Genomic DNA, 21749 nt, shown 5'->3' with positions numbered 1-21749 from the left:
CACCGGGACGGCGCGCCGCTGACGTCTGTGCGGCACCTACCCACAACCGAGAGGGTCGACCGCGTTGAGCGAGCCAACCGAAGCCCCCGCACTGGTCGTCGGGCTGGGCAACCCCGGACCGCAGTACGAGCGCACCCGGCACAACGTCGGCTTCATGGTCGTCGAGACACTGGCCGACCGTGAACGCGCCAGGTTCAGCGTGCACAAGAAGAGCGGTGCCGACGCGGTGACCGTGCGCATCGCGGGCCGCCAGGTCATCCTCGCGAAGCCGCGGTCCTACATGAACCTGTCGGGCAAGCCGGTCGCCGCGCTGGCCCGGTTCTTCTCCGTCGATCCCGCGAATCTGGTCGTCGTGCACGACGAACTCGACCTCGACTACGGGACGCTGCGACTCAAGCTGGGCGGCGGCGAGGGCGGCCACAACGGCCTGCGGTCGATCTCCCAGGCCCTCGGCACCAAGGACTACCTGCGTACCCGCGTCGGGATCGGGCGTCCGCCCGGCCGGATGGACCCCGCCGACTACGTGCTCAAGCCGTTCTCCTCGGTGGAGCGCAAGGAACTCGAGCTCGTGCGCGAGGAGGCCGCCGACGCCGTCGAGCTGCTGCTGCGGGTCGGGCTCGAGGCCGCGCAGAACCAGCTGCACTGAATCGCGTAGCCGACTACGCGTGTGCCGCTCCTCGGCCGGCCGGACGATGAAGTTTCCTCGCCCCTCGACTCGGGACCGCATCCGAGGCCCGGGACACCACCCACGAGGAACGGACACGTCATGAAACTCCTCGCACCTCTTGCGATCGGGGCGGTCCTCGCGCTGCCCCAGGTCGCGGTCGCACCGGCCGCGACCGCCCAGAACCACGGACCCGATGTTCCCGCGATCTGGCTGACCACCTATCGGCAGTCCATCGTCTGCGGCGACGGCGTCTGTGCCTCGGTGGGCGATGGCGTCGCCCGGGTCAGGATCAACGGCGACCACTTCACCGTCAACAGCCCGGTCGACCTCGCCCTCCGACGGTCGGACGGCACGGCCTCCTCGTTCACCACGGAGGCCCGGACCCTGCCCGGATTCGTGGCCGGCACGTTCAGCTACGAATCCCCGCTGCTCGACGACTGCGACGGAACCGCCGACGTCTACATCCGGGCCCACGACGTCGCGTCCAACCGGTGGTCCGCCGAGGTTCCCGCCAGCGACGCCTGCACCACCCCGTAGTGGCCGCGCCGAGTTCAGCTGCCACTGACGAGGCTGGCCGAGTGGCCGCGCCGCAGCTTGCCCGAGGAGGTCTTCGGGAGGCTGCCGGGCCCGAGCACGGCCACCGTCCGCGGCCGCACCCCGACCTCCGAGAACACCGCGTGCACCACCTCGTGCTCGATCCGCTTGACCTCCCCGGGGTCGTCGATGGCGTTGGTCTCCACCGCGACAGCGAACGACTCCCGCTTCTGGCCCGCGTCCAGCCGGATCGCCACCGCGTTGCCCGGGCGCACGCCCGGCACGGTGCCCGCCGCCCGCTCGATGTCGGTGGGGTAGACGTTGCGGCCGGCCATGATGATGACGTCCTTGACTCGGCCGCACACCACGACCAGGTTGTCCTCGGTGATGTAGCCGATGTCGCCGGTGTCGATCCAGCCGTCGGCGTCCTGGGCGGGTCTTGGACCGTCCACCGTCAGGTAGCCCGGCGTGACGGATTTGCCCCGCAGCTCGATGACTCCGACTGCCCGGCGCGGCAGCACCAGCCCGCCCGCACCCACCACGCGCCCCTCCAGTCCCAGCACCAGGCGACCGAGTGTCGGCATGCGGCGGGCGTTGGCTCGCGGCGACGGCACCGCCAGGCCGCCCGCCTCGAGCAGGTCCGGATCCACCTGATCGAGCACCATCCCCTCCCCGGGCTCGGGCAACGACACCGCGAGGGTCACCTCCGCCATCCCGTACGTCGGCGCCAGCGCCGCCGGGTCCAGACTGAAACGCGCCCCGGCCTCCGCGAGCGCGGTCATGGTGGCCGCATCGACCGGCTCGGCACCGTTGAGCATGCAGCGCATCGTCGACAGGTCGAACGCGCCGTCCTCGACCTGCGCGAGCCGCCGGGCCAGCAGCGAGTACGCGAAATTCGGTGCGGCGGTGACGGTTCCGCGGTACTTGCTGATCAATTCCGCCCACAGGGTCGGAGTCCGCAGGAAGTCGAGCGGGGTGACGCTCACGACCTCCCCACCGATGTGCATCGGGACGGTGAGAAACCCGATCATGCCCATGTCGTGGAACAGAGGCAGCCAGCTGATCATCACGTCGGTCTCGGGTCGGAACTTGAGACGATCGGTGATCGCGCAGGAGTTCGCGAAGAAGTTCTCGTGCGTGATCTGCACGGCCTTCGGCGACCCCGTCGAACCCGACGTGAGCTGCTGCAGCGCGACGTCCGCCTCGCCGGTAGCGACCGGCGCGATGTCGGGCCCGCCGCGCAGGCTCTCGATCGGCAGCACCGTGATGCCGCGCTCGGCGAGCAGCGGTGCAGCCGCATCGAATGGCGGCCCCAGGATCACCGCCCGGGCCGAGATCATCCTGATGATCGCTTCGGTGTCCTGCGCCCACATCCCCAGGTCCGTGCGGGGCGTCGGCTGGTGCAGCATCGTCACCGAGGCGCCCCGCATCCAGGCGGCCTGGCAGGCGGGCGCGATGTCCACCGGCTGCCCGGCGAGCACACCGAGGGCGTCGCCCGGACCGATGCCGGCGCCTTCGAGGGCACCCGCCATACGCCGGGCAATCCGGTGCACCTCGCCCCAGGGCTGCCGCAGCGGGGTGCCCGGTTCGCCGGTCACGAGCCCGCGGGAACTGCTCGCGGCCGTCGCGTACATCTCGTCGGTGAACCTGCTCACGATGCTCTCCTCACCTATGCGGGTCGCGCAGGATGGTGGAGTCACGTTGATTATGCGCCGGGACACAACGGCCCCACATTTGTTTCAGCGCGAACCGGCGCTCGGTTGTTACACGAAAACCGCGGCGCCGCGGTTCGGGGAGCGCCTCACTCCAGCACCGGAGGCACGGGTAACCTGGACTACTGGCGCATCGCCACTGCTCCCCCGCCTTGTCTGTCAGTTAGGAATCCCCGGTGACCACCGAGCCCGCGTCCGCGCCAGCCGCACCGTCCACCGGCACCGCCGCCGCCGAGCCCGCGGTGGTGGACAAGTCCGCCAGGGCGCTGGCCGCCGAGGCGACGCGACGACGGACCTTCGCCGTCATCTCGCACCCGGACGCCGGAAAGTCGACGCTCACCGAGGCGTTGGCGCTGCACGCGAAGATGATCGCCGAGGCGGGCGCCGTGCACGGCAAGGCCGGCCGGCGCTCGACCGTCTCGGACTGGATGGAGATGGAGAAGGCCCGCGGCATCTCCGTCAGCTCCACCGCACTGCAGTTCAGCTACCACTCCTCCGAGACGCCGGACGACCAGGTCAACGTCATCAACCTGGTGGACACACCCGGCCACTCCGACTTCTCCGAGGACACCTACCGTGTCCTCACCGCCGTCGACGCCGCGGTCATGCTCATCGACGCCGCCAAGGGCCTCGAACCGCAGACCCTCAAGCTGTTCCAGGTCTGCCGCCACCGGGGCATCCCGGTCATCACGGTGATCAACAAGTGGGACCGGCCCGGCCAGGCGCCGCTCGAACTGCTCGACGAGATCTCCGAGCGGATCGGGCTGACACCGACGCCGCTGTACTGGCCCGTCGGCATCGCCGGAGACTTCCGCGGCCTGCTGCGTCGCGGCGAGGACGGCGCCGCGACCGAGTACATCCGATTCACCCGCACCGCCGGCGGCGCCAAGATCGCCCCAGAGGAGATCCTCGACGCCGAGGCCGCCGCCGCTCGCGAGGGTGGCGAGTGGGAGACCGCGGCCGAGGAGAGCGAGCTGCTGTCGGCGAGCGGGCAGGACCACGACCAGGAGATGTTCTTGGCGGGGCAGACCTCGCCGGTGATCTTCGCGTCCGCGATGCTGAACTTCGGCGTCCGGCAGATCCTCGACACCCTGGTCGCGCTCGCGCCCGCCCCCGGTGCGCGCGAGGACCTCGGGGGCACGCCCCGCGACGTCACCGACCCGTTCAGCGCCGTCGTGTTCAAGGTCCAGGCCGGCATGGACACCGCGCACCGCGACCGGCTCGCGTTCATGCGGATCGTCTCCGGGGTCTTCGAGCGCGGCATGGTCGTGACGCACGCGCAGACCGGAAAGCCGTTCACCACCAAGTACGCGCAGACGGTGTTCGGCCGCGAGCGCTCCACCGTCGAGTCGGCCTATCCGGGCGACGTCGTCGGCCTGGTGAACGCGACCGCTCTGGCGCCCGGGCACACCCTGTTCACCGACAAGAAGGTGGAGTTCCCGCCGATCCCGTCGTTCGCCCCCGAGCACTTCTCGGTGCTGCGCGCGGAGAGCGCCAGCAAGTACAAGCAGTTCCGCCGCGCGGTCGAGCAACTCGACTCCGAGGGCGTCGTGCAGATCCTGCGCAACGACATTCGCGGCGATGCGGCGCCGGTGATGGCCGCGGTCGGACCGATGCAGTTCGAGGTCGTCGCCGCCCGGATGAAGGCGGAGTTCTCGGTGGAGGCCCGGATGGAGGGCCTTCCCTACCAGCTCGCCCGCCGCACCGACGCCGAGTCCGCCACCGAGCTCGGGCGCCAACGCGGGGTCGAGGTGTTCACCCGCTCCGACGGGGTGATGCTCGCCCTCGTCAGCGACAAGTGGCGGCTGCAGTACATCCAGAAGGAGCACCCGGACCTCACGCTCGAACCTCTCGTCGCGACCGCCGACTGACGGCCGTGAACCCGCTGCTGGCGCTGTTCGACGCGGAGCTGCACATCGGGAGCGCCGTCATCTTGTGGCGCGAGATCATCGGCAACGGCTTCGGCATCGCGTCGGCGATCGGCGGGATGAAGCGCGTGGTGTGGGCCTGGCCGGTCGGCATCGCCGGAAATGCGTTGCTGTTCACCGTGTTCATGGGCGCGCTGTTCCACACCCCGCAGGAACTCAACCTGTACGGGCAAGCGGGCCGGCAGGTGATGTTCATTTCCGTGAGCGTGTACGGCTGGTCGCAGTGGCTGCGCTCGCGTAACTCCACCGGCGAGGCGGTGCTCCCGCGCTGGGCGGCGCCCCGCGACCGACTGCTGCTGGTCGCCGCAATGGCAGTCGGGACAGTGCTTTTCGCGCAGATCTTCGAGCGAATCGGATCCTACGGTCCGTGGCCGGAGGCCTGGATCTTCACCGGCTCCCTGCTCGCCACCTACGGTATGGCCCGCGGCTGGACCGAGTTCTGGCTGATCTGGATCGGCGTGGATCTCGTCGGTGTTCCGCAGTTGCTGCACGCCGGTTACTACCCCTCGGCGGTGCTGTACCTGGTGTACGGGGCCTTCGTGATCTGGGGATTCGCAGTGTGGCTACGGATCCAGCGCAGGGTCACCGCGCCGGTCTAATGAACCCCTAATGACTCGCTAACGGACGCCGAGTTTTTCGTCCATAACTTGGGTCGTGTCGAAGCCGCTGGAGCCCCGACACGACCCAAGGAGTTCGCTCATGCCCACTTCCCTCACCACCAGCACCGTCCGTCGCCGGATCGGCGTGTCCGCGGCGGGCCTCGTGGCAGTCGGGGCCCTGCTGGCCCCCGGCGTCGCGTGGGCGGACAACGCGATCCCGCAGGGCGGGGCCGTCGCTGTCCACACCGTCGAACCCATGGTGACGGGCGCGACGGCCGATGCCCCCGAGTGCGGTATGGCAACCATCCAGTTGAGCGAGGAGGAAGTCCGGAAGATGGTCGCCGACGGAAGGGCCGTCCCCGCGACCCCGCTGGTCCCCTCGACCCCGAGTGTCTCCGCCGGCCCGGCAGTCGCCGCCACCCCGACCGTTCCGGCGGACGCGGCCCCGACGGGGGTCCTGAGCGCCGACAAGGTGCAGCAGTTCATCGGCGGTGTGCAGCAGTTGTTCGGTGCGGGAGCCGTCCGGCCCGACGCCACGGCGGCCGATGTCCCCGCGCAGGCGGTCCAGCTGTTGACGGCGACACTCGGCCAAGATGCTCCCGCGGGCGCCCTCGCCGTGACCCGTAGCTGCTAGGGCAGTCTGTCCCCGCTGGCACCATGGATCGGGTGACCGCAACCGCCCGCATCCTCGTCGTCGACGACGACCCCAAGGTCCTCGGCTCGCTCGAGCGGGGGCTCCGACTGTCCGGTTTCCACACGGAGACCGCGGCCGACGGGGCCTCCGCCCTGCGGGCGGTCGCCGACTCCTGTCCCTCCGCGATCGTGCTCGACGTCAACATGCCAGGCCTCGACGGGGTCGGCGTGGTGACGGCGCTGCGGGCCGTGGGCAACGAGGTACCGATCTGTGTGCTCAGCGCGCGCAGCTCGGTGGGCGACCGGATCGCCGGCCTCGAGGCCGGGGCGGACGACTACCTCACCAAGCCCTTCGAGCTCGGCGAACTGGTCGCCCGGCTGCGCGCCCTGCTGCGTCGGGCACCACGGGCCGCGGTCGCGGGGATGGTCACGGTGGGGCCGCTCGAGGTGGACCTGCCCGGCCGGCGCGCCCTCGTCGGGGGCCGACGACTCGAGCTGACCAAACGCGAGTTCGACGTGCTCGGCGTTCTCGCCGAGAACGCGGGCATCGTGCTCAGCCGGCCGCAACTGCTGCGACTGGTGTGGGGGTACGACTTCGACGCCGACACCAACGTGGTCGACGTCTTCGTCACCTACCTACGCAAGAAGCTGGAGGCGAACTCGGTGCCACGGGTCCTGCACACCGTCCGCGGAGTCGGCTTCGTCCTGAGGGCCGAGCCGTGAGGCGGTCCCTGTCGCTGCAGGCGCGGGTCGCAATCGCATCGGCGCTGAGCGCCACCATCGTCATCGGCGCGATCGCGGTCGCGTTCGCGGTGTTCCTCCGGGTGAACGGCTCGCAGCAGTTGGACCGGACGCTCGACTCGGTGATCCTGGCCACGCCCCTGGACATGCCGGCGAACACGATCCCGACAGTGCCGAGCCTGGCGACTGCCCCCGCGGACCCGTTCCCACCCGTGGAGACCAGCACCGCGACCCGCGTCGCATCGGTCGCAGGCGAGGCTGTCCGGGCCCGCGACGTGCGCATCATCGGTACACCGGGCGCGCTGGTGTCGGTCGCGGTCCCGGAGAATCCGCTGATCGACGCCATCCGCCGCCAGCAGGTGTGGGTCGCGGCTGCCGCGGTCGCCGCCATCGCCGCCGCCGCCGGGCTCGGGTGGCTGTTCGCCGGGCGCGCGGTACGACCACTCCAGCGCCTCGCCGCGGGCATGCACACCGTGGGCGACACCCCGGGCACGCACCGGCCGAACGCGCGCGGGGCCAGGGAGGCCGAAGACCTGTCCGACGCGATGGGCCAGATGCTGGACCGGATCGCCGCGTCGCAGAAGCGTACCGAGGACGCACTCGGCTCGGCCCGCGACTTCGCCGCGGTGTCCGCGCACGAACTGCGTACCCCTCTGACCTCCATGCGCACCGATCTCGAAGTGCTGTCCACGATGCGTCTGAGCCGGCCGGAGCGCGAGGAGATCCTGCGCGACCTGCTCGCGACGCAGCGTCAGGTGGAGACCACGCTGACCGACCTCGAGCGGCTCGCCGCGGGCGAGCTGTCCGATCCCGCGGACCACGAGCAGGTCGACCTCGCCGAACTGGTCGACCGCTGTGTCCAGGAGTCCGCACGCACCCACCCGGGCCTCGACATCGCCGTCTCGGCTCCCGAAGGCCTTGTCGTTCGCGGCATCCCGACCGGTCTGCGGCTGGTCCTGGACAATGCCGTGATCAACGCGGTCCGGCACGGGCGAGCCGGACGGGTGCTCGTCACCGTCGCCACCGACCCGCGTGACGGCAGTGTCACGATCGCCGTGGACGACGACGGCACCGGGATTCCGGAGTCCGAGCGGGTGTCCGTCTTCGAACGCTTCGTTCGCGGGACCGGCTCCGGGGCGGCGGGATCCGGGCTCGGTCTCGCGGTGGTCGCACAACAGGCCGGGCTGCACGGGGGCTCCGCGACCCTGACCGACAGCCCCCTCGGCGGCATCAGGCTGACACTGCGGCTACCCCAGCCCGCGGCGGTGCGCGTCGGGTAGGCGACTCAGATGCCGGTGCGCCGGACCAGCGCGTCGGCCAGCGCCGGGGACAGCGAGTCGACGAACCGCAGCACCTCGGTGTAGGTCGGCATCATCTCGACCGGCCGGGTCCGCACGGCCCGCACCAGCCAGTCGGCCGCATCACGCGGGGTGAGCGCGGCCATCGATTCGTAGTCCGCGGTCGGCGCGATCATCGGGGTGCGGATCAGCGGGAAATGCACGGTCGTGACGGCCACGCCCCGCCCCGACACCTCCGCGCCGAGATCGCGGCCGAACGCGGTGATCGCCGACTTCGACGCGTGATAGGCCGCGAACTTCGGCATCACCCGCCCGGGCACGCCCCAGGTCGCGACGTTGACCACATGTCCCGCACCGCGCTCGAGCATCGCGGGAAGCATCGCCAGGGTCAGGCGGACCGGCCCGAAGTAGTTGAGCGCCATGGTCCGTTCGTAGTCGTGGAAACGGTCGAGCGACTCCTCGACGGTGCGGCGGATCGACCGACCTGCGTTGTTGATCAGGACGTCCACCGGGCCGTGCTCCGCCTGCACGACCTCGGCGAGCCGCTGCACGGATTCGGCGTCGGTCAGGTCGCAGGGGACGGCATGCGCCGCCCCTCCCTTGGCGCGGATCTCGTCGCGCACCGCCTCCAGCGCCTCGGCGCCGCGGGCGACCAGCACGACCTCCGCGCCGAGGTCGGCGAAGCGGTGCGCGGCCGCCTCCCCCACCCCGGACGAGGCACCCGTCAACAGGACTGTCGTCCCGTCGAGCCGGCCGCCGCCGGAGCCGGTCAGGCGGTCGGCGAGCGAGCGGACCGACGGCACCGGGTTGAGCGCCGCCCGGGCGAGCATCTCGGAGATCATGTGTCGAGTGTGCCCGCCTGCGGATCGAACAGGGCCGCGATCGCACCGGGGTCCACCTCGTCCAGCGTCGCGGGCGACCAGGACGGGCTGCGATCCTTGTCGACGAGCACCGCGCGCACCCCCTCCGCGAAGTCCGGCGCCGCGGTGACCGGGCCGGTGAGGGCCAACTCGCGATCCAGGCAGTCCGGCAGCGAATCGACCGCGCCTCGCGCGATCAGTTCGGCGGTGACGAACTGGCTGGTCGGCGAGTGCGCGAGCATGGCCGCGCGGGTCTGCACGGTCCACGGGTCGGTGCCGGTGAGGCGGGTGAGCATCTGCGCCGGGTTCCCCGCGCCGAAGACCTCGTCGATCTGTGCCTGGCGGTCCGCGAGCGGCGCCTCGGCGGGCTGTTCGACGAACTTGTCGAGCCCCTCGACCAGCGATCCGGCACGGATCGCGTCGGCCAGTTCGGGCAGCCGTTCGCTCGGGACGTAGTGGGTGGCCAGACCGAACGCGAGCGCGTCGCCCGCCGAGGCGCGCGCCCCGGTGAGCCCCAGGTACGTCCCCGCCGCACCGCGCAGTCGGGGCAGGAAGTAGCCGGCGCCGACGTCCGGGAAGAACCCGATCGCCGTCTCGGGCATGGCCAGCACGGCCCGCTCGGTCACCACCCGCACCGACCCGTGCACCGAGATCCCGAGGCCGCCGCCCATCGCCGGACCGTCGATCAGCGCGACGTACGGTTTCGGGTACTCGCCGATCAACCGGTTGAGCCGGTACTCGGTGGCGAAGAAGTCGTGCACGAACCGGGGATCGCGGCGCAGCACCGCCTCCCGCACCGCCTTGATGTCGCCGCCCGCGCAGAACGCCCGCTCGGAGGCGCTGGTCACCAGCACGGTCTCGACAGTCGGGTCGTCGCGCCAGGCGAGCAACGGCTCGTAGATGTCGTGAATCATGCTGGGGTCCAGCGCGTTGAGCGCCTTCGGGCGGTCGAGCACGATCTCGCCCACGCCCTCGGCCACGCTGGTCCGAATGAAGGTCATACCCGCTCCCGTCGCACGTCGTTCACGGCCACAGCGTCTCGGTGGACCATTCCGTCGCACCGGCCCGCCGGTACCGCCACCGCCGATGTCTGCGGCCCGGATCGGCGAGCCAGAACTCGACGCTGTCCGGGACCAGGCACCAAGCCTGCCAGCCCGCCGCGACGTACCCGGGATCGGCCTCGATTCGGGCCACGGTCGCGGCGACCGCGCGGTCGTACTCGGCCTCGTCGGCCAACGGCTCGCTCTGCCTGCTCGCCGCGGCGACGGCCCGCGCCGTCACCGACCGCTCCAGGTAGTCACGGGCGCTGACCTCGGCCGTTCCCGCCTCGACCCGGCCACGCACCCGGACCTGCCGGCCGAGACCGGGCCAGTAGAACGTCAGGGCCGCGGCGGGGTTCGCAGCGAGCTGACGGCCCTTCGGCGAGTCCGTGGTGCCCGAGAACCACCACCCCCGCTCGTCGACGTCCTTGAGGATCAGCGCCCGGGCGTCGACCTCCCCCGCCGCGGTCGCCGTCGACAGCACCGTTGCCTGCGGTTCCGGCTCCCCCGTCGCGACCGCCTCCTCCAGCCAGCGGAGGAACAGCGTGGACGGCTGCGCGGGGACCGGGCCGGAATCCACCGCGGAGCGGGCGGGCAGTGCGGGCAGCGCACGCAGCCAGGCCCGGGTGTCGGGGTAGGCGGACCGGGGCGGGACGTCGGGCATTCTCGACACCCTATGCCCAGGTCGGGACGTTCGCCCGTCAGGCCGACGCGGGCGGAATCTCCATCGCCGCCCAGCGATTCGAGGTCAGCTGGAAGCTCGGCACATCGGCGAGCGCGATCACCATCTCATAGGTTCGCTCGTACCCGGTGTGCGAGATGCGCCACTCGCCGTTCTCGTTCCGGGCGTACCGATCGTGATAGAAAGCCGAGCCGCGCAACAACATTCCGTCCTCGGGAATGATCACCGTGTCCGCGAGGACCCACACGCCGGTGGCGGTGTCACCGGTGACGTCGATCTCGGGCTGACCGCACAGGTGCTCGGTGAGCACGTGCGGTCCGAGGGTGATCTCCATGAACGAGCACAAGGCGTCCCGGTCCTCGAAACCCAGGTGCTCACCGTAGGTCGCGGTCGCCTCGGGGAGCAGCGTCTCCCGGAACACCGGCCAGTTCTTCGTGTCCAAGGCCCGCGTGTAGCGGTACTTGAGCTTGCTGATCTCGGCGAAGGCCTCCAGATCCATGACGCACGCCCTCCATGACGGTGACCCATGAAACAGACACTGACCTGTTTCGCAGAGTAGTCGCCTTCACACGTACGCGGGAGGTGAATAGAACCGGCCGGGCTACTCCAGCTCGGCCGCCAGCTCCATCCACCGCTCCTCCGCGGTCTCCTTCTCCGCCACAACCGCTCGCAGTTCGGCGTCGAGCTGCTGCAGCTTCTGCGGATCGGTGGCAGCCTCGGCGAGCGCGGTGTGCAACGTCGTCTCGCGCTCGTCGAGCTTGGCCACCTGCCGCTCGAGGCGGCTGAGTTCCTTGCGCGCAGCGCGATCGGCGGCGCCGTCCCGCACCACCGCCGGGTCGCCCGCGCCGCCGATCCGCGCGGCCGTGACGGGCGCCGGGCCCGGCGCGGCCATGGCCGCCACCGCTTCCCGTCGCCGCAGGTACTCCTCGATGCCGCCGGGCAGGTTGGTCAGTTTGCCGTCGCCGAACAGCGCCCAGGTGGAATCACAGAGCCGCTCGATCAGGTAGCGGTCGTGACTGATCACGACCATCGTGCCCGCCCAACCGTCGAGGATGTCCTCGAGCTGCTGCAGTGTGTCGATGTCCAGGTCGTTGGTCGGCTCGTCGAGCAGCAGCACGTTCGGCTCGCTCATCAGCACGCGGGTCAGCTGCAACCGGCGCCGCTCGCCACCGGACAGGTCGCCGACCGGGGTCCGCTGCCGCGCCGGGGTGAAGCCCAGCCGCTCGGCCAACTGCCCCGCCGAGATCTCCTTGTCCCCCAAGGTGATCCGCTCGGCGACGTCCTTGACCGCCTCGAGCACGCGCATGTCCGTCGGCAGGTCGTCGAGTTCCTGCCGCAGCCAGCCGATCTTCACGGTCTGACCCTGGATTCGCCGCCCCGACGCCGGCTCCAGCTCGCCCGCGAGGGTGCGCAGCAGGGTGGTCTTGCCGGACCCGTTGACGCCGACCAGACCGATCCGCTCGCCCGGCGCAAGCCGCCAGGTCAGGTCGTGCACGAGTTCACGCCCGTCGGGTGTGGTCAGGCGAGCGTCCTCGAGTTCGATCACGACCTTGCCGAGCCTGCGCTGCGCGAAGGAAGCCAGCGCCACGTTGTCGCGCGGCGGCGGCACGTCCGCGATGAGCGCCTCGGCGGCCTCGATCCGGTACTTGGGCTTGGACGTTCGGGCCGGGGCGCCCCGGCGCAGCCACGCCAGTTCCTTACGAGCGAGGTTGCGGCGACGTTCCTCGGAGGCATCGGCCTGCCGGGACCGCTCGGCGCGGGCGAAGATCCAGTCGTTGTAGCCACCCTCGTAGCTTTCGACCTTGCCGCCCACCACTTCCCAGGTCCGGTTGGCGACGGTGTCGAGGAACCAGCGGTCGTGCGTGACGACCACCAGCGCGCTGCGCCTGCCGACGAGATGCTCGGCGAGCCACTGCACACCCTCGACGTCGAGGTGGTTGGTCGGCTCGTCGAGCACCAGCAGGTCCAGGTCCTGCACCAGGGCGGCGGCCAGCGCGACGCGACGACGCTCGCCACCGGAGAGTCCCTCGACACCGCGGTCGAGTCCGACCGAGTCGATACCGATCCCGGCCAGGATGGACCGGATTCGCGCATCGCCCGCCCACTCGTGCTCGGCCATCCCGAGCGGCGCGAGCACCACGTCGGCCACCGTGGAGCCGGCGGGCAGCACGCCACGCTGGGTGACCACGGCCATTCGGAGCCCGCCGACCGCGCTCACCCGGCCGCTGTCGGGCGACTCGAGTCCGGCGAGCACCTCGAGCATGGTGGTCTTGCCGCCGCCGTTGAGACCGACGACACCGATCCGCTCGCCCTCCTGCACTCCGAGTGAGACGGCGTCCAGGAGTGGTTTGATCCCGAAGGATTTCGAGACCTGCTCCAGGTTGATCAGGTTGGCCATCAGTGCTCCGTCTCGTGATCGATGATGCGGGCGCCGGGCACCGGTCCGTGCGCGATCCGCACGGTCCGGCACACGCCGGCGCCTGCCAGTTCCGCTCCGACCGCGACCGCGGCCTCGGCGTCGGCGCACAGGAATGCGCAGGTGGGTCCGGAGCCGGAGACGATGCCGGCGAGCGCGCCCGCCTCGGTCCCGGCGCGCAGGGTGCGCCGCAGCACGGGCGCCAGGGACAGCGCGGCGGGCTGCAGGTCGTTGCCGAGCAGCGGCGCGAGCGCGTGCGGGTCACCGGCGGCCAGCGCGTGCATCAACGCCTCGGGGCCACCGAGGCGCGGCGGACTGCCCTCGGCACGCAACCGGTCCAGCTCCCGGAACACCGTCGGGGTGCTCAGTCCACCCTTGGCCAGCGCGAGCACCCAGTGGTAGGTGTCGCGCGCGAGCACCGGCAGCAGTCGCTCCCCGCGGCCGGTGCCGAGGGCCGTGGCCCCGTGCAGCGAGAACGGCACGTCACTCCCGAGCTGCGCGCCGATGTCGGCCAGCTCGGCGCGGTCGAGTCCGAGCTGCCACAGTTCGTTGAGCCCGACCAGTGCGGCCGCGGCGTCGGCACTGCCGCCGGCCATGCCGCCCGCGACCGGGATGCCCTTGCTGATGGAGACGGCGACGTTCGGGGCACGGCCCGCGCGCTCGGCGAGCAGTTCCGCGGCCCGCCAGACCAGGTTCCGGCTGTCGGTGGGGACCGACCGGGCGTCGTCGCCGTGCACGGTGACGGAGAGCTCGCCTGCGTCGGCGAACCGGACGTCGTCGCTGAGGGAGAGCGCCTGGAAGACCGTGGTCAGTTCGTGGTAGCCGTCTTCTCGCAGGTCACCGACGCCCAGGTGGAGGTTGACCTTCGACGGCGCCCGGACGATCACGGGATGCGGAACTACGGACAGCACAAGGCACCAGAGTAGTGGACGAAACACCCCGCTCCGACCGGCGGAGCGCCGCCCCGGTCCCGACTAGAGCCCGACCGCGTGCTCCAGCGCGTCGAGTTCGTCGCCGAGGAAACCGAGCATCGGCTCGAGGTCGGGCACCGTGCGCCTGCACCCGGTCAGACCGAACGCGATCTCGTCGTCGGTGCTGGTGCAGGTGATGTTCAGCGCCTGCCCGTCGACCGGAATCGACAACGGGTAGAGCGCGGTGAGCCGGGCACCGTTCCAGTACAGGGGCATCCCCGGCCCCGGCACGTTGGAGATCATCACGTTCGCCGGCCGGATCGGGGCGCCCGAGCCGAGGAACATCCCCAGCGCGAGCGGGGCGACCCCCAGCGCGCTCATCGCGCGAATCTGGGTCGCGCTGCGCGTGCGCATGGACTCCTTGCCCTCGGACATCGACTCCCGCACGGCCGCGAGCCGGTCCCCCGCGGCGGCGAGGTGGGTGCCGAGGGTGCAAGTCAGCATCCCGATCTCGTTGCCTGCCGTGCCCTCGCGGCGCTCGCTGCGCAGCGAGACGGGGACCATCGCGACCAGTGGGTTCTCGGGCAGCTCGTCGCTGGCGGCAAGATGCGTCCGCAGCGCCCCGGAGCACATCGCCAGCACGACGTCGTTGATGGTGGCGTCGGCGAACTTGGCCACCAGCCGAAGCCGTTCGATCGGCCAGGACCGGGCGGCGAAGCGTCGCGCCCCGCCGATCGGCACGTTGAAGACGGACTTGGGGGCCGCGAGCGAGAGCGCACCGCCCCGATCGTGCAGCGCGCGGTCGACGGTCCCGGCGAGGGCGGGCACCAGGCTCGCCACCTCTCCGACCGCGTCGCGCGCGACGCGCACCGCGCTCGTGACCAGCTCGAGCGCGCCGCTGCCGCCGGTCGTGGGTTCGTCCACGACCAGCGTCAGTCCCGCCCTGCGCTCGCCCGCGCTCGGCTCCCAGGGCGCCGGCATGTCGCGGGCGTCCGGGTCCTCGCTCAGTGCCCGCCGCAACATCCGCATCGCGGAGACTCCGTCGGCAAGGGCGTGATGGATCTTCATGTAGACGGCGAAGCGACCGTCGGCGAGGCCCTCGATCAGGTGCATCTCCCAGAGCGGGCGGTTGCGGTCCAGCAGGCCCGCGTGCAGCCGCGAGACCAGGTCCATGAGTTCGGTCGTGCCACCCGGCTGCGGCAGCGCATCGTGTCGAACGTGGTAGTCGAGATCGACGTCGGTGTCGGCGTCCCAACCCCACTGGCCGAGCGACGTCACCGAGCGCCGGGCGCGTTTGCGCAGTCGGGGCGACACGTCCCCCCGCCGCAATGCCGCGTCGAGCATCGACCGGATCTCCTCCGCATCCATGCCCTCGGGCGGCTGCAACAGGACGAGGCCACCGACGTGCATGGGATGCTCGCGCGACTCGCCCAGCAAGAACATCGAGTCGGTCGGTGACATCGGCAGGAGCATGGTCAACCTTCTTCCGGCGGCGTTCGGTGTGACGCACGCTGTGCGCTTACCCGAGGTAACAATGAGATGTGAGAAGGATCACGACTTGGCTGCTATGTGACTTTCTACAGCATCCGAATCCACCCAGCCACTCGGTCGAATGTCCAGGTAGATGGCACGATCCACGCCCACGGGACGAATCCGGCATCCGGGACACCGAGGGTGGCCGAACCGACCTGCGGCGAACCCGGAATACGCGGCCGAACCCCACACCTGTCGCTACTCGCCGTCACAGGAATCGACCCGAAATCGAGCGACAAATGCTACTCACGAGTACGCAAAACATTACTCGGAAGTAGCCTTTTTCGGCCGATTCAGACCCTCGAAAGGCGCTCGAATTCCATTGCCACGCAACCTGATTGAACAATCGATGTAACGACATGACATCGCCGCCGAAATAATGCATGCTGGCATACCGGTAGGGCCGACTGGGGCGGACCGGGTTACGGAGGAACTGCCGGAGTTTGCGGCTGTCGCGTCAACGCACAACACGACGCGGCCGAACCTCCGGGCACCCGGTGTCCGGTAGTCCAGCGGCCACGGCTTGGCTGCGGGCGGTCGGGCACATCGAGGACACCGGAAGGTTTCCACTCGATGGCCCAGGCGTGCCCGCACTGCGTGGCCGTCGAGCGCTCACTGTCGCGCGGTCGACAACTGTCTTTCAAGAAACGGTGGCACGAGAACGGTGGCTAAAGGGATGTTCACACGGATTGCGGTAGTCAACCGGGGTGAGGCGGCGGTCCGCCTCATCCGGGCCGTACGCGAGCTCAACGCAGAGCACGATCACGCCATCACGACGATCGCGCTGCACACGGAGGCCGAACGGCGCGCGATGTTCGTCCGACAGGCCGACGAGGGCGTCACCCTGCGGCCCTCGACCACGGCCGCGACGCCCTACCTCGACCACGCCGAACTCGAGCGCGCCCTGATCGAGGCCCGCGCCGACGCCGTCTGGGTCGGCTGGGGCTTCGTCGCCGAGGACCCGGCCTTCGCCGACGTGTGCGCCCGGCTGGGCATCACGTTCATCGGCCCGTCCGCCGAGGCGATGCGCCTGCTCGGCGACAAGGTCGAGGCGAAGCTGCTCGCGGAGAAGGTCGGCGTCCCCGTCGCCCCGTGGTCGGGCGGCCCGGTGGAGACTCGCGCCGATGCCCGCCGCCACGCCCAGGCCATCGGCTACCCGCTGATCATCAAGGCCCGCTCCGGCGGCGGCGGTCGCGGCATCCGCAAGGTGTACTCCGAGGACGAGCTCGAACTCGCACTCGAGCGCACCCAGGGCGAGGCCGAGCGCTCCTTCGGCGACCCGGTCGTGTTCATCGAACGGCTGGTCACCGAGGCCCGCCACGTCGAGGTGCAGGTCATCGCCGACGCGCACGGCAACGTGTGGGCCCCCGGCGTGCGCGACTGCTCGATTCAGCGCAAGAACCAGAAGGTCATCGAGGAATCCGCCTCCCCGCTGCTGACGGCCGAGCAGTCCGCGCAGCTGCGCAAGGTCTCCGCCGAGCTGGTCAAGGCCGCCGGCTACTGCGGCGCCGCCACCGTCGAGTACCTCTACCAGCCGTCGCAGCAGCTGTTCACCTTCCTCGAGGTCAACACCCGTCTGCAGGTCGAGCACCCGATCACCGAGTTCACCACCGGTCTGGACCTGGTCAAGCTGCAGATCCACGTCGCAGGCGGCGAACCGCTCGTCGGCGAGTGCCCGGCGGAGTTCGGCCACGCCGTCGAGGCGCGTCTGAACGCCGAGGACGCCGACAACGGCTTCGCGCCCGCGCCCGGCACCGTGCAGCTGCTCAAGTTCCCGCTCGGCTCCGGCCTGCGCGTGGACACCGGCATCGCCCAGGGCGACGTCATCCCGCCGGACTACGACTCCATGGTCGCGAAGGTCATCGCCTGGGGCCGCGACCGCTCCGAGGCCTTCGCCCGGCTGCGCACCGCGCTGCGCGAGACCACCGTCGTGCTCGAAGGCGGTACCACCACCAAGTCGTTCCTGCTCGACCTGCTCGACCGCGAGGAGGTCGTCACCGCCTCCGCCGACACCGGCTGGCTCGACCGCACCGGCGCCGGCACCGCGAACGGCCCGACCCGCACCGCCTCGATCGCGCTGCTCGCCACCGCGATCGACGTCTACGACGCCGAGGAGGCGCTCGAGCGCAGCGCCTTCCTCGCCTCCGCCCGCGGCGGTCGCCCGCGCACCAAGAACACGGTCGGGCGCCCGGTCGAGCTGAGCTACCAGGGCCAGGCCTACCAGCTGGTGGTCGGGCAGACCGGACCGCACCGCTACCGGATCGACGGCGACAGCGGCGAGGTCGAGGTCGACGTCGACCGGCTCGGAGAGTTCGAGAGCCGCCTGGTCGTCGGCGGCCGGCGCCACCACGTGGTGTCGGTGGCCGGTCCGGCCCATCACCTCGTCGAGGTGGACGGCATCAGCCACCAGGTCAGCCAGGACGAGGCGGGCGTGGTTCGCGCGCCGTCGCCGGCAGTCGTGGTCGCCATGCCCGTCGCGGTCGGCGACGAGGTCGAGGCGGGCGCCACGCTGGTGGTGCTCGAGGCCATGAAGATGGAGACCGCGATCCGCGCGCCGCACGCCGGCACCGTCCGCGAGGTCCTGGCGATCGTCAACTCCCAGGTCGACGCCGGTGCCCCGCTGCTGCGGGTGGACCAGGTCGCCGAGGAGGCCGTCACCGACACCGCGCCGCGGGTGGAGTTCACCGCGCCGGCGGTCCGCGACGGCGACGCGCTCGGCGACGCGCTCGCCCGTCTCGACGCGCTGAGCGCGATGATCACCGGCTTCGACGTCGAGGCGGCCCGCTCCCGCGCGCTGCTCGCCGAGTACCTCGAGCTGCGCGAGAGCCTGCCCGAGTCCGACCACACGCTCGTCGAGGCCGAGTTCGCGCTGCTGACCACGTTCGCCGACCTGTGCGAGCTCTCCCGCAACCGGCCGACGGTCGGCGAGGAGGACACCGACGAGCGGGTGCACAGCCCGCGCGAACACTTCCATTCCTTCCTGCAGTCGCTCGACGTGGACGTCGAGGGTCTCCCGGAGTCGTTCCGCGCCAAGCTGTCCCAGTCGCTGCGCCACTACGACGTCGCTGAGCTCGAGCGCACCCCGGAGCTCGAGGAAGCCGTGCACCGGATCTTCGTCGCGCAGCAGCGGATGGAGGCACAGGTCCCGATCGTCGCCGGCCTGCTCTCGCACTGGCTGCGCGACGGTCGTGTCGGCAGCGAGACCGTCCCCGCCCTCGCCGAGGTGCTGGACCGACTGATCGTCGCCACCCAGGCGCGCTACCCGCTGATCGGCGACGTCGCCCGCAACATCCAGTTCCGCATCTTCGACGAGCCGGTGGTCCTGCGCGCCCGCGAGCAGATCTACGACGGGGTGCGCGGCAGCCTGCAGTACCTCGCGGAGAACCCGGGCTCCACCGACCGGGCTGCCCGGATCGACGCGATGGTCGACACCCCCGAGCCGCTCGTCGGCCTCCTCGCCGAGGCGTGGTCCGCGCCGGCCGACCTGCTCGAGGTCGTCACCCGCCAGTACTACAAGATCCGCGGGCTGTCCGAGGTCAAGTCCGTCGCCGAGGGCGAGTTCCCCTGCGTCACAGGGTCGTTCGAGCTGTCGGGCGAGCACCTGAACCTGGTGTCGGTGGTCGCGGAGCACGGTCGCCTGTCCGACGCCCTCGCCGCCGTCGACGACGTGACCGGCCCGGCTCCGGTGAACCTGGTCGCCGACCTGTACCTGTCCTGGCCCGACGCCCCGGCCGACGACGACGCGCTGGCGCAGTCGCTGCGCACGAGCCTGTCCGCGCACGCGAGCACCGCGTCGTGGCGCCGCATCACCGTCACCGTGACGGTGCCCGGCGCGATGACCACACAGCGTCAGGTGACCTTCCGGCCGTCGGCCGAGGAGGGCCTGGTCGAGGACCGGATCATCCGCGGCATGCACCCGCTGACCGCCCAGCGCCTGGACATGTGGCGGCTGAAGAACTTCGACGGCACCCGGCTTCCCGCCACGGCCGACACCTACCTGTACCACCTTGCGGCCAAGGACAATCCGTCGGACCAGCGCCTGATCGCCATGGCCCAGGTGCGCGATCTGACGATCGCGTTCGACGCCGACGGCGAGATCACGGCCGCCCCCGCCATCGAGCGGGCCGTCGTCTCCTGCCTCGACGGCATTCGGCGGGCACAGGCCGAGCGGGGCAGCAAGCGCCTCGACAACAACCGCGTGGTGCTCTACGTGTGGCCGCGGCTGGACGTGGCCGCGGACCGGATCGCCTCGATCGCGCGGCACGTCGCGCCGCTCACGGTGGGGGCCGGCATCGAGCAGATCACGATGATCTGCCGGCTGCAGGAGTCGCCGAACGCGAAGCCGCGTCAGGTCGCGGTGCGCTTTTCGTACCGCTCGGGCGCGGGCATGCAGGTCGCGATCACCGAGCCGCCGACCGAGCCGCTCAAGCCGCTGGACGAGTACACCCAGAAGGTGCAGCGGTCGAAGTCCCGCGGCACCGTGTACCCGTACGAGCTGATCCCCGCACTGTCCGCAGGCGGCAGCTTCGTCGAGTACGACCTGGACGAGTCGGGAAGCCTTGTGCCCGTGGATCGTCCGTACGGCCGCAACACTGCGGGCCTCATCGTCGGTGTGGTGACCTCACCCACCGCGCGCTACCCCGAGGGCATGACCCGGGTCGCCCTGTTCGGCGACCCGACCAAGGCGCTCGGCACGGTCGCCGAGGCCGAGTGTGCCCGTCTGGTCGCGGCGGTCGACCTCGCGGAATCCCTCGGCGCGCCGGTGGAGTGGTTCGCACTCTCCTCGGGCGCGACCATCTCCATGGAGTCCGGCACCGAGAACATGGACTGGGTCTCGCGCGGGCTGCGCCGGATCATCACGTTCACCCAGAACGGCGGCGAGATCAACGTGATCGTCGCGGGCATCAACGTCGGCGCCCAGCCGTACTGGAACGCCGAGGCCACCATGCTCATGCACACCAAGGGCATCCTGGTGATGACCCCGGACAGCGCGATGGTGCTCACCGGCAAGCAGTCGCTGGACTACTCCGGCGGCGTCTCGGCCGAGGACAACTTCGGCATCGGCGGCTACGACCGGGTGATGGGCCCGAACGGCCAGGCGCAGTACTGGGCGCCGAACCTGACCGCCGCCATTGACGTGCTCTTCGGCCACTACGAGCACGCGTACCTCGCTGCGGGCGAACGCTTCCCCCGCAAGGCCGAGTCCACCGACCCGGTCGAGCGCGACGTCCGCTGCTTCCCGCACGTGCACCCGTCGAGCGAGTTCACCACGGTCGGGGAGATCTTCTCGGCGGAGACGAACCCGGACCGCAAGAAGCCCTTCGACATTCGCACCGTGATGCGCTCGGTGGTCGACCAGGATCACGCCGTGCTCGAGCGCTGGGCCGACATGGCCGACGCCGACACCTCGGTCGTCTTCGACGCGCACCTGGGCGGCAACGCGGTGACGGTGATCGGCATCGAGTCCCGGGCCATCGCCCGCAAGGGCTGGTTCCCCACCGACGGCCCGGACCAGTGGACCTCGGGCACGCTGTTCCCGCGCTCGTCGAAGAAGACCGCCCGCGCGATCAATGCTGCCAGCGGCAACCGTCCGGTCGTGGTGCTGGCCAACCTGTCCGGCTTCGACGGCTCCCCGGAGTCGCTGCGGAACCTGCAGCTCGAGTACGGCGCCGAAATCGGCCGCGCCATCGTCAATTTCGACGGACCGATCGTGTTCGTGGTGGTCTCGCGCTACCACGGCGGCGCGTTCGTGGTGTTCTCCGGCGCCCTGAACGAGAACATGGAGGTGCTCGCGGTCGAGGGTTCGTTCGCCTCGGTGCTCGGCGGAGCGCCCGCCGCGGCCGTGGTGTTCACCCGCGACGTCAACGCCCGCACGTCTGCGGACCCGGGCGTCCGTGAACTCGAGGCCAAGCTGGCGGCCGCGTCGGAGGACGCCGAGCGCACCCGGCTGCGCGTCGAGCTCGCCGCCGAGCGGGCCGCTGTCCGTTCGGCCAAGCTCGGCGAGGTGGCTGCCGAGTTCGAGGCGATCCACAACATCGAGCGGGCCCGCGAGGTCGGCTCGGTGCACGCGATCGTCCCGGCCGCCGAGCTGCGTCCGCGCTTGGTCGACGCGGTGGAGCGGGGCATGGGCAGGGCTCTGAACACGGTGTAGGGATCGATCTGTAGCAGCAGTGGGCGCCGCCGGAAGTCGTTCCG

At 70.8% G+C, this 21749-nt stretch carries 16 protein-coding genes; 8 read left to right on the top strand and 8 right to left on the bottom strand.

Annotation, left to right across the window (positions count from 1 at the left end; all coding sequences use genetic code 11):
• The first annotated feature begins 64 nt into the window (after nucleotides 1–64).
• Together pth and ACFXGJ_RS18075 are read left to right on the top strand one after the other, a co-directional pair.
• Complete coding sequence (gene pth / locus ACFXGJ_RS18080; RefSeq protein ID WP_378622701.1) at nucleotides 65–646, top strand: aminoacyl-tRNA hydrolase; 582 nt, start codon at nucleotides 65–67, stop codon at nucleotides 644–646.
• Between the two features lie 120 nt (nucleotides 647–766).
• Nucleotides 767–1204, top strand: coding sequence for a hypothetical protein (locus tag ACFXGJ_RS18075; RefSeq protein WP_378622696.1), 438 nt, complete (start codon nucleotides 767–769; stop codon nucleotides 1202–1204).
• 14 nt (nucleotides 1205–1218) lie between these two features.
• Here ACFXGJ_RS18075 and ACFXGJ_RS18070 read toward each other — a convergent pair whose 3' ends face one another.
• Nucleotides 1219–2856 (bottom strand): fatty acyl-AMP ligase, encoded by a 1638-nt coding sequence (locus tag ACFXGJ_RS18070; RefSeq protein ID WP_378622693.1) that lies wholly within the window; start codon nucleotides 2854–2856, stop codon nucleotides 1219–1221.
• A 299-nt stretch (nucleotides 2857–3155) separates the two neighbouring features.
• Here ACFXGJ_RS18070 and ACFXGJ_RS18065 point away from each other — a divergent pair, with 299 nt between their 5' ends.
• The 5 genes from ACFXGJ_RS18065 (at nucleotide 3156) to ACFXGJ_RS18045 (ending at nucleotide 8094) form a co-directional block, all read left to right on the top strand.
• Complete coding sequence (locus ACFXGJ_RS18065) at nucleotides 3156–4784, top strand: peptide chain release factor 3 (protein WP_378622706.1); 1629 nt, start codon at nucleotides 3156–3158, stop codon at nucleotides 4782–4784.
• A 5-nt stretch (nucleotides 4785–4789) separates the two neighbouring features.
• Nucleotides 4790–5440 (top strand): nicotinamide riboside transporter PnuC, encoded by a 651-nt coding sequence (gene pnuC, locus ACFXGJ_RS18060; protein WP_378622692.1) that lies wholly within the window; start codon nucleotides 4790–4792, stop codon nucleotides 5438–5440.
• A gap of 100 nt (nucleotides 5441–5540) precedes the next feature.
• Complete coding sequence (locus ACFXGJ_RS18055) at nucleotides 5541–6074, top strand: hypothetical protein (RefSeq protein ID WP_378622690.1); 534 nt, start codon at nucleotides 5541–5543, stop codon at nucleotides 6072–6074.
• A 23-nt stretch (nucleotides 6075–6097) separates the two neighbouring features.
• Nucleotides 6098–6796, top strand: a complete 699-nt coding sequence (locus ACFXGJ_RS18050; protein WP_378622687.1) for a response regulator transcription factor — start codon at nucleotides 6098–6100, stop codon at nucleotides 6794–6796.
• Entirely contained in the window at nucleotides 6793–8094 is a 1302-nt protein-coding gene (locus tag ACFXGJ_RS18045; protein ID WP_378622684.1) for an ATP-binding protein, read from the top strand. The genes ACFXGJ_RS18050 and ACFXGJ_RS18045 overlap by 4 nt, the downstream gene beginning before the upstream one ends.
• Nucleotides 8095–8099: 5 nt before the next feature.
• Here ACFXGJ_RS18045 and ACFXGJ_RS18040 read toward each other — a convergent pair whose 3' ends face one another.
• The 7 genes from ACFXGJ_RS18040 to ACFXGJ_RS18010 all read right to left on the bottom strand — a co-directional run bounded on the left by ACFXGJ_RS18040 (nucleotide 8100) and on the right by ACFXGJ_RS18010 (nucleotide 15494).
• Nucleotides 8100–8942 carry an SDR family oxidoreductase gene (locus ACFXGJ_RS18040; protein ID WP_378622704.1) on the bottom strand — a complete coding sequence of 281 codons (843 nt, stop codon included), beginning with the start codon at nucleotides 8940–8942 and terminating at the stop codon, nucleotides 8100–8102.
• Between the two features lie 8 nt (nucleotides 8943–8950).
• Complete coding sequence (locus ACFXGJ_RS18035; RefSeq protein ID WP_378622682.1) at nucleotides 8951–9973, bottom strand: enoyl-CoA hydratase/isomerase family protein; 1023 nt, start codon at nucleotides 9971–9973, stop codon at nucleotides 8951–8953.
• Between the two features lie 22 nt (nucleotides 9974–9995).
• Nucleotides 9996–10676: a pyridoxal 5'-phosphate synthase gene (locus ACFXGJ_RS18030; RefSeq protein WP_378622679.1), complete on the bottom strand. Its 681-nt coding sequence runs from the start codon at nucleotides 10674–10676 to the stop codon at nucleotides 9996–9998.
• 37 nt (nucleotides 10677–10713) lie between these two features.
• Nucleotides 10714–11193 (bottom strand): nuclear transport factor 2 family protein, encoded by a 480-nt coding sequence (locus tag ACFXGJ_RS18025; RefSeq protein ID WP_378622677.1) that lies wholly within the window; start codon nucleotides 11191–11193, stop codon nucleotides 10714–10716.
• Nucleotides 11194–11295: 102 nt separating this feature from the next.
• Nucleotides 11296–13092, bottom strand: coding sequence for an ABC-F family ATP-binding cassette domain-containing protein (locus tag ACFXGJ_RS18020; protein WP_378622674.1), 1797 nt, complete (start codon nucleotides 13090–13092; stop codon nucleotides 11296–11298).
• Nucleotides 13092–14021, bottom strand: coding sequence for a 4-(cytidine 5'-diphospho)-2-C-methyl-D-erythritol kinase (locus ACFXGJ_RS18015; RefSeq protein WP_378622672.1), 930 nt, complete (start codon nucleotides 14019–14021; stop codon nucleotides 13092–13094). The genes ACFXGJ_RS18020 and ACFXGJ_RS18015 overlap by 1 nt, the downstream gene beginning before the upstream one ends.
• A 63-nt stretch (nucleotides 14022–14084) precedes the next feature.
• Complete coding sequence (locus ACFXGJ_RS18010; RefSeq protein WP_378622669.1) at nucleotides 14085–15494, bottom strand: wax ester/triacylglycerol synthase family O-acyltransferase; 1410 nt, start codon at nucleotides 15492–15494, stop codon at nucleotides 14085–14087.
• A 736-nt stretch (nucleotides 15495–16230) separates the two neighbouring features.
• On the opposite strand from ACFXGJ_RS18010, the gene ACFXGJ_RS18005 reads away from it, so the two are divergent.
• On the top strand, nucleotides 16231–21705 hold the full coding sequence (locus ACFXGJ_RS18005; protein WP_378622666.1) for a carboxyl transferase domain-containing protein: 5475 nt from the start codon (nucleotides 16231–16233) through the stop codon (nucleotides 21703–21705).
• Nucleotides 21706–21749 lie beyond the last annotated feature (44 nt).

Source organism: Rhodococcus sp. NPDC059234, from assembly GCF_042754225.1.
Lineage (GTDB): Bacteria > Actinomycetota > Actinomycetes > Mycobacteriales > Mycobacteriaceae > Rhodococcus_G.
The sequence above is the reverse complement of the archived record's forward strand: the minus strand, read 5'-3'. Positions and strand labels throughout refer to the sequence as shown.